Below are 11,709 nucleotides of genomic sequence, written 5' to 3' on the forward strand. Positions count from 1 at the left end.
GCCAACTAATACCTCTCCCCTTGTGGGAGAGGTCGTGCAGCTTAAGCTGTGCGGGTGAGGGGGAATTGAAACTCAACTTATGTGTGCATTATTAATTAGCTTGATTAATGATTTCCTGTAACTCACCATTTTCATGTAGTTCAAGCACAATATCGCAGCCGCCAATTAATTCACCATTGACATACAGTTGTGGGAAAGTTGGCCAGTTGGCGTATTTAGGTAAGGTGGCACGAATCTCAGGATTCTCCAAAATGTTAACAAAAGCAAAAGGCTTGCCACAGGCTTGAATGGCAGCAACCGTATGTGCTGAGAAGCCGCATTGTGGCATTTTAGGAGTGCCTTTCATGTAAAGTAGGATGCTGTTATCAGCAATTTGTGATTTTATTGTTTCGATTACTTTTTCTTCATCAAAATTATGGTTTGTATGCATTATTGTTTCCTTATTATTGTCTTAACTTGAAAAGATACAGGATTAGTATTATATTGCGCGGACATCATATATCAATTTCTAAATTTTGGTCAACCAACAAGGAGCAAGAAATGTTTGAATTACCACAGTTACCATACCCTAAAAATGCCTTAGCACCCGTGATCTCTGAAGAGACGATTGAATACCATTATGGCAAGCATCATCAGGCGTATGTCACTAACTTAAATAACTTATTAAAAACAGATGAATTTAAATCTTTTGCCGGTAAATCATTAGAAGACGTCATTTTGACCTCAAAAGGTGGAGTGTTTAATAATGCAGCACAAATCTGGAATCACACGTTTTATTGGAACTGCCTAACACCGAATGCTAAAGCAAAACCCGAAGGCGCGTTATTGCAAGCAATTGAGAAAAAGTTTGGCAGCTTTGATGCCTTTAAAGAAGCGTTTAGTAAAACAGCTGTAACTACTTTTGGTTCTGGCTGGGCGTGGCTTGTGAAAACTAAACAAGGTGAGCTTGAGCTAGTAAGCACTGGTAATGCGGCATGTCCATTAACCGAAGGTCACACACCACTTTTAACCTGTGATGTATGGGAGCATGCTTACTATATTGATTATCGTAATGCGCGTCCAAAATATGTTGAAGAGTTCTGGAGTATTATTAATTGGGACTTCGTTGCTAAGCAGTTTGCAAGCTAATTGTGTAGTTTAAGCTAGGCGCTCAAAAGTACTTCACATGCTAATGCCATTACCTTAAGTAATAACGCAAAAAATAAGCTGAGCTTCAATTATCTCTAACTCGCTCAGCTTAAGCTGCCATCGATGGTTATTAATTCTTCTCAAGGATGGTGCTATTAATTTATGCTTAAGCATTTCTTGGCAAAATCAGAAAAGTTCTATAGAATTGGACGGCTTTTGAACTTTGGAGAATATGTATGGCACGTGTAACAGTAGAAGACTGTTTAGAGAAAATTGATAGTCGCTTTGAATTAATTGTTTTGGCCTCAAAAAGAGCGCGTTTCTTGAGTCTAAGTGGACAAGAGCCACGTGTCGACTGGGATAATGATAAGACAACCGTTGTTGCTTTGCGTGAGATTGCTGATGGCAAAATAAACAAAGTAGAAATCCGTGCTGAACAGGAATATTAAAAAGATTAACAAAAATAAAAAATATTGATTTTAGGCGTTGACTTTGAATTTTTTAACCCTATAATCTCATCTCGTTCTCGGGTGCTTAGCTCAGCTGGGAGAGCATCGCCCTTACAAGGCGAGGGTCGGGGGTTCGAACCCCTCAGCACCCACCAGAGATTTGAAAAGGCTTCCAATTGGGAGCCTTTTTTGTTTGTGTCACATAATAGTGCTTGAGTTTTAAGCTGCTATCTGTGACAATAGCGCGGCTCTTTGCTGTTGCCCTTAAATTAGGCGCGCAATAGCTTATCGAGAGTAGATACGATAAACCGAAAGGAGTAAAATTATGAAACATTATGAAATCGTGTTCATGGTGCACCCTGATCAAAGCGATCAGTTGCCAAACATGTTACAAAAATACCGTGAAATCGTTGAGTCTAGAGGCGGAAAAATTCACCGCTTGGAAGACTGGGGACGTCGTCAACTTGCTTATCCAATCGCTAAGCTTCACAAGGCGCATTACATTTTGATGAATATTGAGTGTGATACTGAAGCGTTGAACGAGTTAAATGAATCATTCAGATATAATGATGCGATTTTACGTCGTTTAGTACTTAACCAAAATGAAGCAATCACTGAACCATCAATCATGATGGCAAAAGATGAGAAAAAAGAAGTTAAAGAAACAAGCCAAGCGGCTGAGTAAGGAGAGGAAAAATGCGTCCAAATCGTCGTCGTAAAGTATGTCGTTTTACCGTTGAAGGCGTTAAAGAGATCGACTACAAAGATTTAAATACATTGAAAGGTTATGTCACTGAAACTGGCAAAATCGTTCCAAGTCGAATCACAGGTACATCGACTAAATATCAACGTCAACTTGCTAATGCAATCAAAAGAGCAAGATTTTTAGCGTTGATCCCTTACTGTGATCGTCACTTTAACTAGTCTTTAAGTTTAGAGGTCTTTGACAATGCAAGTTATTTTAAAAGAAAAAGTAGAAAACCTAGGTACGCTAGGTAGTGTTGTAAATGTGAAGTCAGGTTATGCGCGTAACTACTTAGTGCCTTATGGCAAAGCAGTTCAAGCAACTGAAGCAAACATTGCTGCTTTTGAAAAGCAAAAAGCAGAATTACAAAAATTAGAAGCTGAGCGTTTAACAACGGCTAAAGCAAAAGCTGAGAAAATCTCAGGTCAAGTATTCACAATCAAAGCAGCTGCTGGTGATGGTGGTAAACTATTTGGTTCTGTTGGTACGAAAGAAGTTGCTGATGTTATCGCGGTAGCGGGTGTTGAGGTTGAAAAACGTCACGTACGTATGCCAGAAGGTATCATCCGTTCATTGGGTGAATATGAGTTATCAGTTCATTTACACTCAGATGTTGATGCTGATATCAAATTGGTCGTTATCGCTGAATAATTTCCTAATTATTCACTAACTACGATTACACTTTAAGTAATGAATCAATAATAGGTTGCGTCAGCTAATACCTCTCCCCTTGTGGGAGAGGTCGTGCAGCTTAAGCTGCACGGGTGAGGGGTATAATTGAAGCTCAACTTATTTTTGCATTATTGCTAAGCCGCATATTTTGCGGCTTTTTTGTTTTTTTGGAGAGTGTTTACTCGGCTGCGTTACCCTTGTCATTGATAGTTTATGTGATAAACGACGCAAGTTTCTCTTTTGAATTTCATTTGTATTTGACAGGCAATAAATTAAAGGCTTTAGCGCTAAATTTTGGTATACTCTACGGTGATTTGTTTTGAATGAAAATGGAGTGACTGAATGTCCGACGTTAAAGCTTATGATTCGTCAAATATTAAAGTATTAAAAGGGCTTGAGGCGGTACGTAAACGCCCAGGCATGTATATTGGGGATACGGATGATGGTTCAGGTCTTCATCATATGGTATTTGAGGTGGTTGATAACTCAATCGATGAGGCGTTAGCGGGATATTGTGATGATATTATTGTGACTATGCATACTGACGGTTCGGTGTCAGTCAGTGATAATGGTCGTGGAATTCCTGTGGATATACATCCTGAAGAAGGGCGCTCAGCAGCAGAGGTCATTATGACAGTACTGCACGCAGGCGGTAAATTTGATGATAACTCTTATAAAGTATCAGGTGGCTTGCACGGGGTTGGTGTATCCGTTGTTAATGCGTTGTCTGAAAGTTTGGAGCTACGTGTTTGGAAAAATGGCAAAGAATACGAGCAATATTATGCTCATGGTGAGCCGTTGGCACCACTAAAAGAAATAGGAGATACAACAAAGCAAGGGACAATGATTCGCTTTAAGCCATCACCACAAACATTTTCAATTGTTGAGTTTAATTATGACACATTAGCAAAGCGTATTCGTGAGTTATCATTTTTAAACTCAGGTGTTAAAGTTCAACTGATTGATAAGATTAATGATCAAAATGTGACTTTCCAATATGAAGGGGGTATTAAGGCGTTTGTTGAGCATTTAAATAAGAGCAAAACGCCATTAAATCAAAACATTATTAGTATCCAAGGTGAGCGCAATGATGTTGTGGTTGAGCTTGCGATGCAATGGAATGAGTCGTATCAAGAAAGCGTCTATTGCTTTACGAACAATATTCCACAACGTGATGGTGGCACACATTTATCAGGCTTTAGAGCGGCATTAACACGTACAATTAATGGTTATATTGAATCAGAAGGCTTAAATAAGAAGCTTAAGATTAGCACGTCAGGTGATGATGCGCGTGAAGGATTAACCGCTGTATTATCTGTCAAAGTACCCGATCCTAAATTCTCATCACAAACTAAGGATAAACTGGTTTCTTCTGAAGTGAAAACGGCAGTTGAAGCGTTAGTGAATGAAAAGTTGCAAGAATTCTTACTTGAAAACCCGAATGAAGCCAAGTTGATTTCCAATAAGATTATTGATTCAGCACGCGCTAGAGAGGCGGCAAGAAAAGCACGTGAAATGACCCGCAGAAAAGGTGCTTTGGATATTGCCGGTTTACCAGGTAAGCTTGCTGATTGTCAGGAAAAAGATCCGGCATTATCTGAACTATATATCGTGGAGGGGGACTCTGCGGGTGGTTCAGCAAAGCAGGCACGCGATCGCAGAACACAGGCTATTTTGCCATTAAAAGGTAAGATCTTAAATGTTGAAAAAGCCCGATTTGATAAGATGTTAAGCTCACAAGAAGTGGGGACGTTAATCAAAGCCTTGGGTTGTGGTATTGGACGTGATGAATATGATCCGGATAAAACAAGATATCATCGCATCGTTATTATGACGGATGCTGATGTCGATGGTTCACACATCCGTACGTTACTTCTGACTTTCTTTTATCGTCAAATGCCTGAGCTTATTGAGCGTGGTTATATCTATATTGCACAACCGCCATTGTATAAAGTTAAGCGCGGCAAACAGGAAACCTATCTTAAAGATGATGCCGCCTTAGCACAATATTTAGGAAGTATCGGGATTGAGGGTGCGTCTTTATTTCCAGGGGACAACATCCCACCTATTTCAGGTGTTGGTTTGGAGAATTTGTATCAGCAATATCAAAAAACCAATGCAAAAATTACTACCTTATCGCGCCGCTATCCAGTGAATGCGCTTAAAGCATTCATTAGCTATGAGCCATATCCTGTTGTAAGCGACGAGTCGGCACTTAATGCTTGGTGGCAAGGCTTTGCTGAGCATGTGAATGAGCTATCAGGTGGTTATGAATTTTATACGGCTGCTATCGATAGTGAACAGCATGAAGATGAAAAAGTGATTAAACTTAAGCTTTCGCGCTTGTTGCATGGTGTAAATACTGAGTACAGTTTTAATTTGAGCTTCTTTGAAAGCAAAGATTATCAAAGTATTGTTGAATTGGGCACAGCACTCAATGGTCTTTTGACCAAAGCCGCCTATGTTGAGCGTGGTAGCAAAAAAGAATTTGTTGATACATTTGAGCAAGCGATGGAGTGGTTGATTTCTGAGGCGAAACGTGGGCAAAATGTACAACGCTATAAAGGTCTTGGTGAAATGAATCCAGAACAGTTATGGGAAACAACAATGGATCCTGCTGAGCGCCGTATGTTACAAGTCACCATTGCCGATGCTGTTGCTGCTGATGAGTTATTCTCGACACTCATGGGTGATGATGTTGAACCAAGACGCAACTTTATTGAAAGCAATGCGCTTAATGTTGTGAATATTGATGTTTAAATAACTGCTTTATCATGGTTATGCCAATGATCAACATACATCTTGGTAGTGCCTGCGATGGCAGCAGGAATAACAAGGATATTAAAAAATGGAATCATCAAAAAAACCGTGGTAATAAAGCCAAAATTTAGGCTTAGAGACTTTTGTTGGGAGAGTTGTTTTTTCATTTGCGGAAAGCTGATTTCATTATTATCAAAAGCGTAATCGGCGTATTGTACGACGTTGAACCAACATAATAATATAAACCATAAAACACTGGTAAAAAGGTTAACTACAGGAATAAAGTAACACAACAGAATAATTAAAACCCACGGTAGAAAAGACAATAGTTTTTTAAATTCGCGGGCGATAGATTTTGGGGCGATAAGCATCAGTTTTGCAAGTGTGAGCTCACTACCAACGTCTTGCCCTGTCAGTTGTTTTTGTACTTTTTCTGCAAGGAAACTATAAAAAGGAGCCGCAATAATAAGAGCAATTGCAGTAAAGAGATAAGCACTAAAGAGCAATAATGTCAAAATAGCAATAATATAAATCAACCAACTAAGCCATGTGAGCCAGCTAGGTAGGTGCGCATCCACCCAGTTGATCAATAGTGAAATCTCATGCAGGCTAAACCACCATAGTGCAATAAAGATGATGGTATTGATAATAAGTGGCACAATGGTGTAGCGCTTAATCCCTTTCTTGAAAATAAGTGTTAATCCGGCAAAAAAATAGCTAATACCACTGTTTTTACCTTGATATTGCGTCATGGTTAGCCTCCCGTTACATCGGCAATGTTTTGATAAAAGTGCGTTAATAATCCCCGTTCTTGTGCCGTAAAATTCAGTGATTTCTTATGAGTAAGGTCAAAGCTTTGTTTGCTATAGATTGGATTGGTTATTTGGAAATAAGTCTTAAGATTATGATATTTATCGCTATGAATTTCAAATGCAATCACTCGCCCGTTTTTAATCTCTAGTGTGATATGGTTATCTTCAAAAATAAACTTGCGGCTAAAGGGTAGCGTTTTGCCAAAGCGCCATTGCCAAGTACGCAGGGTGTTTTCTTCATCAACTACCTGCTTATTTTCCATATGTTCAGGAATATAGGTAATGTGGTGATTAAACTGATTTAAAAAACAATCGCGTATCTTTGCGGCACTAATCTCAGGATTGATTGCTGCTAAGTTGATAACGCTTGAACGCTTAGAGTGCACACCCTTTGTGCTTAATGATGTATCAATATTGTGATGTAAATAATGATATAGTTTGCTGGTGTAGGCATTAATCAAGAGTGTCCCGTGATGAAAGGATTTATCCTTTGTCTCACGAAAGGCGCTGCCTGAGACTTTATAATCAACCCCCTCATGTGTCACTAAGATATCATTACGTTCGGAAGCATGGGCATTAATGCCGCAGCTTTTAAGTGTATTTACAATCAATGCGAGATTTGCTTTTTTATCATAATCTTGCGATTTTGCCATGATGGTATAGTTGAGATTACCAAGATCATGATAGACCGTGCCGCCACCACTTTGACGGCGGACAATTGGGATATTGTCATTGCTCAAAGCATCAATATTACACTCACGCCATGGATTTTGCGCGCGTCCAATAATCACAGAAGGCATATTCTGCCAAAGATATAAAATTGGGGTGTCCGTCAACATCTCGCGAAAAAGCCAGTTTTCAACGGCAAGGTTATAAAAAGGATCGTGACTTGTAGCAATATAAACGTTCATATAGATTGTTTGTGTGACTTATTAAGCTTTTATAAAATGGCAGTTTATACCCATCACAAACCATTTTACAGATTTTCTTTTAACTTAGTTGTATAAGAGATGGGTTCTAAGGATGATTATTATAGTACTGCCACATATTCAAGATACGCGAATACTTTAGAAATGGAGTAATGCCCCATAAAATATGGGGTTTACAAGTAAACTCAAGTAGTCGGGTGTTTAAAAGTTGTAACAGTACTTTGTACTGGAGAATATATTGACAGTGTTTTGATGAATGGCTTAAATAGTTTGATAATCGATAGGTTAAAATTATTAAATCATGATAAATGATCAAGCAAAGCAATGGAAATCAATAACAGAACAATTACAAATATTGAAAGAGCGTAATTTAGTTATTAATAATGAAGATCGTGCGATGCGCTATCTAAAAAAATTAGGCTATTATCGTTTAAGTGGATATTGGTACCCATTAAGGAAATTAGGCATCGGAAATGATCAGCACAATGTTAGCAGTGATCAACGCTCAGATTTTTTTATGCAAGGGACTTCTTTCGATAGTGTAATTTCCCTTTATGTATTCGACAAAAAGTTGAGAATATTAGCAATAGATGCCTTAGAGCGAATAGAAATGGCATTAAGGGTTGATATAGCACATCTATTGGGGCAGAAAAATTTGTATGCACACGAGATCCCAGAATGCCTACATGGTAAATTTAGTAAAAAAGTTGAAGAAAGAGGTAAATATAAAGGGCAGACGCCACATCAAATTTGGCTCAAGAAATATAATATAATGTTGCAGCGCTCTAAGAACTTGCCATTTGTGGATCATTATCTGAAGAAATATAAAAAGTTACCCATATGGGTTGCTATAGAGGTATGGGATTTTGGGATGATGTCAAAATTGTATGCAGGAATGAAAATTAAGGATCAGCAGATAATAGCAAGTAGATACGGTGTCCAAGATGAAAAATCATTTGTGCAATGGGTGAAAAGCCTCAATTATATTAGAAATGTTTCAGCACATCATGGTCGACTATGGAATATAAATATTTTAGAAAGAGCCCACCCCTTGCAAAATGATAATTTTTGGTGTTTGTTAGACAATGCAAAGCCATTTTTCTATTTTTGCTTAATAAAAAAGCTAATGGATATTGTATGTCCAACTTCAAAATGGGGAGAAAGATTTTGTTACCTATTAGAAAAAGACTTCCCAAAAAATGAGTATTTGAGTTTAGATGATTTTGGAGTAATTAAGGACTGGAAATCTTGGGAACTCTGGAGTTGACTTTCTGAGAAAGCAGAAAGCCAGTGCGTACGCGAATTAACGCGAAGAGGCACTGGGCATATTCGCCCGAAATTTTAGGTGAAAATTTTGATCAAGTCAAGATTTTACCTAAGTTATTTTGTGATTTAATTTTTAGAAAGACTGCTATCAAGCATCGCATTGGCTGCCATTACCAAAGGTGAGATGACGTCAGCAGCTCCTAAAGACTTCGCTTTGTTAATATTGTTCTTTTGATTGATGCGAATGGTTATCTTAGCGGACTTTGATGGTTTATGGTCATTTAGAAATTCATTAATACTCAATAAAGTGATGATATTATCAGCGTCTTTTTCATAGGCGATGATTACTGCATGGGCATCAGTGATGCTCGCTTTATCGAGAATGTCAGGGTCATTGGCGTTACCATGAAGTGTGAGTGACTTAAGCTCAGCACTATCGGCTGTTTCACTGTGTTCGCTATCGATAATGAGAAAGCTTTTATTTTGCTGTTGTAACTCACTGATAATAATGTGTGTTAAATCATTTAAACCGCAAATAATCACATGATCTTTCATATGCTTTTTCCCTTTGTTGAATGTTTGAAATAAGTTTTGTAAGCGGTCGATAAAAGCGCTAACAATAAAGGTCAAGACAGCAGCAAATGCGCCTAATCCGATAAAAATCATCGACACGACAAAAAGCCGCGCTTCATCGGTAATGGGTGTAATGTCACCATAACCAACCGTGCTATAAGTGACTACAGTAAAGTAGATAGCATCTGGCCAATCTTTAATGCTGTTGAATTGATCACGTAGCAGATAAGCGCCAACAACACCGTATAGAAATGCCAAAATAAATGACAAAATAACGATAAACTGCGCATAACTGAGCTTGATCGTTTGCGAGCGCACATTAAATACTTTCCAACTCATGGCAAGGACTATGATCTCAACAAAATAAAACCACGTTAAAAAACCTGAGCGGTAATAAACAAAGATATTGGTCAAGAAAAGGGTTATAAGCATTAGTAGTGCTAATATCCAGAAAAAACGCAAGCGTCGATAAATCCCGCGACCAATTAGTAGCATTAAGTAACCAATAAAGCAGGAGATCACCGTATTAAACTCTTTAAAGCCTTGTCCTGCGATAATATGGTTAACGAATTGGACGCCTTCATCATGAATAGCGGCTTCAATAAAAGGAAATACGCCGATTAAAATAGCGAATATACCATTTAAAACTAACAAAATAGCCAAAAATAAAGGGATATTAAAACGCATCAGCTTTTCTTTGAAAAAGTGCACAAACCTTGGCATAAGCTATCCTTAGTGGTATTACTATACCTATCACAAAATGCTTTACGATGGGTAGTCTAATAAGTGTCTCGTATAAACATAGCCAATATTATTCTAAAGTTCAATATGAAACGTGCTTAAGGTAGGTAATGTTGAATAAGTGGAGTTACATACTTTATGTCTAGGCATGTTTTTCTTTATTATAAACGTCGCCATAATGTTTGATCTTTTGATTTTTTATCTAGCAGCTCTAGATAATCATCATGTGCATTACTTTGTGGATTTAGAGCTAGTAAATCAATCAATTTAATCGCCTTGTTGGCGGAGGTTGATGTATGCTTATTTATCGATGTATGCGCGTTGCTGTCATCTTCAGTAGCGGGTGTCATAAGGCTAAACAAATCTAGCTGTCCACCAGTCATCATTAAGTAAACATCTGCAAGAATCTCAGCATCCAATAACGCGCCATGCAGTGTGCGATGTTTGTTATTGACACCGTAACGTGAGCATAGGGCATCGAGTGAATTTTTCTGTCCTGGGTGCTTTTCACGAGCCATGATTAGGCTGTCGATGATATTACAATGCTGCTCAAGCTCTCCCCATTTATTAGGGGATAATAATTGCAATTCCCAATTTAAAAAGGGGACGTCAAATCCGGCATTATGAATAATCAACTCAGACTGACCAAGGTATGCCATGATGTCATCAATTTTGTCACTAAAAAGGGGCTTGTCAGCCAAAAAATCATTGCTTAAACCGTGGACTTGCAAAGCACCCGCTTCAACTTCAATATCTGGTTTGAAGTAAAAGTGTAGGTTGTTACCCGTTAATTTGCGATTGATCATTTCAACGGCGCCAAACTCAATGATTCGATGACCAGATTTAAAGTCAAAGCCTGTGGTTTCAGTATCTAAGAATATTTGTCGCATGATTTGTATATAGTAGTCAAAAGTATGGCAATTAGTATAGCGGACTTAAACTGACTTTGACATAATAGCCTGCGTTATTTTAACTAAAATAAAGGACAGGAAGATGAAGAAAGTTTTACTCACTATGGGTTTATTGTTATCAGTTAATGTAGCACTGGCATGCTCAGGCAAAGAGCAAGTAAATATACTATTTACCTCGCAGCAAGGGGATAATGTATCACATAAAGACTATGCTGGATTGGGCAAAGCATTGTTTGCCAATCAGATGATCGCTAGTGAGTTGCATGCTTATAATGTCACCATCAATCATAAAATCGGCGAGATAATTCTGGATATCGAGACCCAAAAAACACCGATTCAAGATATGTTGAAGGAAGTTAAACCATTATTAAAAGAGCATGGATTTAAAGTGGTACGTGTTTCTTTTGAGACACCAATTGAACGTGCTAACTCAGCAAAATGTATGTCGGGAAAACAGCCTATAACGAGTGATGTTACCGCTAAGTAAAAATGGCTAAGACTGATATGGAACCATCGTCCCCTCGGCATAAGTCGAAGCGATGCACTGAGCGTAAGTCGAAGGGTAGCTTGGGAAAATCACACATAGATAAAGGCTTCGACTCACGCTCAGCCAACGCTTATACAATCAAAGTGGGTCGGAATATTGTCGTCGCCGTCAAAATTAAAAAAGCTTTATTGCATATTAAATTTAGGAAACCAAATAATTTAAGCTCCTCAGATTAT

At 38.3% G+C, this 11,709-nt stretch carries 13 protein-coding genes and 1 tRNA gene; 9 read left to right on the forward strand and 5 right to left on the reverse strand.

Going from position 1 to position 11,709, the window contains the following annotated elements; all coding sequences use genetic code 11:
* Nucleotides 1-91: 91 nt before the first annotated feature.
* Nucleotides 92-430, reverse strand: a complete 339-nt coding sequence (grxD, locus tag ACTS4L_RS04725) for a Grx4 family monothiol glutaredoxin (protein ID WP_440615838.1) — start codon at nt 428-430, stop codon at nt 92-94.
* Between the two features lie 110 nt (nt 431-540).
* On the opposite strand from grxD, the gene ACTS4L_RS04730 reads away from it, so the two are divergent.
* The 7 genes from ACTS4L_RS04730 (at nt 541) to gyrB (ending at nt 5,754) form a co-directional block, all read left to right on the forward strand.
* On the forward strand, nt 541-1,128 hold the full coding sequence (locus ACTS4L_RS04730) for a superoxide dismutase (RefSeq protein ID WP_440615837.1): 588 nt from the start codon (nt 541-543) through the stop codon (nt 1,126-1,128).
* Between the two features lie 236 nt (nt 1,129-1,364).
* Nucleotides 1,365-1,577, forward strand: coding sequence for a DNA-directed RNA polymerase subunit omega (rpoZ, locus tag ACTS4L_RS04735; RefSeq protein ID WP_117002188.1), 213 nt, complete (start codon nt 1,365-1,367; stop codon nt 1,575-1,577).
* Nucleotides 1,578-1,656: 79 nt separating this feature from the next.
* A tRNA-Val gene (locus ACTS4L_RS04740) sits at nt 1,657-1,732 on the forward strand.
* A gap of 170 nt (nt 1,733-1,902) precedes the next feature.
* Nucleotides 1,903-2,262, forward strand: coding sequence for a 30S ribosomal protein S6 (gene rpsF / locus ACTS4L_RS04745; RefSeq protein WP_440615836.1), 360 nt, complete (start codon nt 1,903-1,905; stop codon nt 2,260-2,262).
* Nucleotides 2,263-2,273: 11 nt separating this feature from the next.
* Entirely contained in the window at nt 2,274-2,501 is a 228-nt protein-coding gene (rpsR, locus tag ACTS4L_RS04750; RefSeq protein WP_117002186.1) for a 30S ribosomal protein S18, read from the forward strand.
* A 25-nt stretch (nt 2,502-2,526) separates the two neighbouring features.
* Nucleotides 2,527-2,973 carry a 50S ribosomal protein L9 gene (gene rplI / locus ACTS4L_RS04755; RefSeq protein WP_440615835.1) on the forward strand — a complete coding sequence of 149 codons (447 nt, stop codon included), beginning with the start codon at nt 2,527-2,529 and terminating at the stop codon, nt 2,971-2,973.
* A 363-nt stretch (nt 2,974-3,336) separates the two neighbouring features.
* Nucleotides 3,337-5,754 carry a DNA topoisomerase (ATP-hydrolyzing) subunit B gene (gene gyrB, locus ACTS4L_RS04760; RefSeq protein ID WP_440615833.1) on the forward strand — a complete coding sequence of 806 codons (2,418 nt, stop codon included), beginning with the start codon at nt 3,337-3,339 and terminating at the stop codon, nt 5,752-5,754.
* Here gyrB and cysZ read toward each other — a convergent pair.
* Both cysZ and ACTS4L_RS04770 read right to left on the reverse strand, forming a co-directional pair.
* Nucleotides 5,751-6,506, reverse strand: a complete 756-nt coding sequence (gene cysZ / locus ACTS4L_RS04765) for a sulfate transporter CysZ (protein WP_440615831.1) — start codon at nt 6,504-6,506, stop codon at nt 5,751-5,753. The genes gyrB and cysZ overlap by 4 nt on opposite strands.
* Before the next feature lie 2 nt (nt 6,507-6,508).
* On the reverse strand, nt 6,509-7,477 hold the full coding sequence (locus ACTS4L_RS04770; RefSeq protein ID WP_440615829.1) for a lipoate--protein ligase: 969 nt from the start codon (nt 7,475-7,477) through the stop codon (nt 6,509-6,511).
* 319 nt (nt 7,478-7,796) lie between these two features.
* Here ACTS4L_RS04770 and ACTS4L_RS04775 point away from each other — a divergent pair, with 319 nt between their 5' ends.
* A complete protein-coding gene (locus ACTS4L_RS04775; RefSeq protein WP_440615828.1) occupies nt 7,797-8,762 on the forward strand; it encodes an Abi family protein in 966 nt (321 codons plus the stop codon).
* 125 nt (nt 8,763-8,887) lie between these two features.
* On the opposite strand, the gene ACTS4L_RS04780 is transcribed toward ACTS4L_RS04775, so the two are convergent.
* Both ACTS4L_RS04780 and dnaQ read right to left on the reverse strand, forming a co-directional pair.
* On the reverse strand, nt 8,888-10,057 hold the full coding sequence (locus ACTS4L_RS04780; protein WP_440615827.1) for an NAD-binding protein: 1,170 nt from the start codon (nt 10,055-10,057) through the stop codon (nt 8,888-8,890).
* A gap of 179 nt (nt 10,058-10,236) precedes the next feature.
* Nucleotides 10,237-10,965, reverse strand: a complete 729-nt coding sequence (dnaQ, locus tag ACTS4L_RS04785) for a DNA polymerase III subunit epsilon (protein WP_440615825.1) — start codon at nt 10,963-10,965, stop codon at nt 10,237-10,239.
* A 103-nt stretch (nt 10,966-11,068) separates the two neighbouring features.
* Between dnaQ and ACTS4L_RS04790 the strand changes: the two genes are divergently transcribed.
* Nucleotides 11,069-11,473: a hypothetical protein gene (locus tag ACTS4L_RS04790; protein ID WP_440615824.1), complete on the forward strand. Its 405-nt coding sequence runs from the start codon at nt 11,069-11,071 to the stop codon at nt 11,471-11,473.
* The last annotated feature ends 236 nt before the right edge of the window (nt 11,474-11,709 follow it).

The sequence above is a fragment of the Cysteiniphilum sp. 19S12-1 genome (assembly GCF_052030685.1).
GTDB lineage: Bacteria > Pseudomonadota > Gammaproteobacteria > Francisellales > Francisellaceae > Caedibacter.

Bases quoted from the DNA above. Each gene is read 5' to 3' on its own strand.
- grxD (WP_440615838.1), bottom strand. From the start codon at position 430: ATGCATACAAACCATAATTTTGATGAAGAAAAAGTAATCGAAACAATA.
- ACTS4L_RS04730 (WP_440615837.1), top strand. From the start codon at position 541: ATGTTTGAATTACCACAGTTACCATACCCTAAAAATGCCTTAGCACCC.
- rpoZ (WP_117002188.1), top strand. From the start codon at position 1,365: ATGGCACGTGTAACAGTAGAAGACTGTTTAGAGAAAATTGATAGTCGC.
- rpsF (WP_440615836.1), top strand. From the start codon at position 1,903: ATGAAACATTATGAAATCGTGTTCATGGTGCACCCTGATCAAAGCGAT.
- rpsR (WP_117002186.1), top strand. From the start codon at position 2,274: ATGCGTCCAAATCGTCGTCGTAAAGTATGTCGTTTTACCGTTGAAGGC.
- rplI (WP_440615835.1), top strand. From the start codon at position 2,527: ATGCAAGTTATTTTAAAAGAAAAAGTAGAAAACCTAGGTACGCTAGGT.
- gyrB (WP_440615833.1), top strand. From the start codon at position 3,337: ATGTCCGACGTTAAAGCTTATGATTCGTCAAATATTAAAGTATTAAAA.
- cysZ (WP_440615831.1), bottom strand. From the start codon at position 6,506: ATGACGCAATATCAAGGTAAAAACAGTGGTATTAGCTATTTTTTTGCC.
- ACTS4L_RS04770 (WP_440615829.1), bottom strand. From the start codon at position 7,477: ATGAACGTTTATATTGCTACAAGTCACGATCCTTTTTATAACCTTGCC.
- ACTS4L_RS04775 (WP_440615828.1), top strand. From the start codon at position 7,797: ATGATAAATGATCAAGCAAAGCAATGGAAATCAATAACAGAACAATTA.
- ACTS4L_RS04780 (WP_440615827.1), bottom strand. From the start codon at position 10,057: ATGCCAAGGTTTGTGCACTTTTTCAAAGAAAAGCTGATGCGTTTTAAT.
- dnaQ (WP_440615825.1), bottom strand. From the start codon at position 10,965: ATGCGACAAATATTCTTAGATACTGAAACCACAGGCTTTGACTTTAAA.
- ACTS4L_RS04790 (WP_440615824.1), top strand. From the start codon at position 11,069: ATGAAGAAAGTTTTACTCACTATGGGTTTATTGTTATCAGTTAATGTA.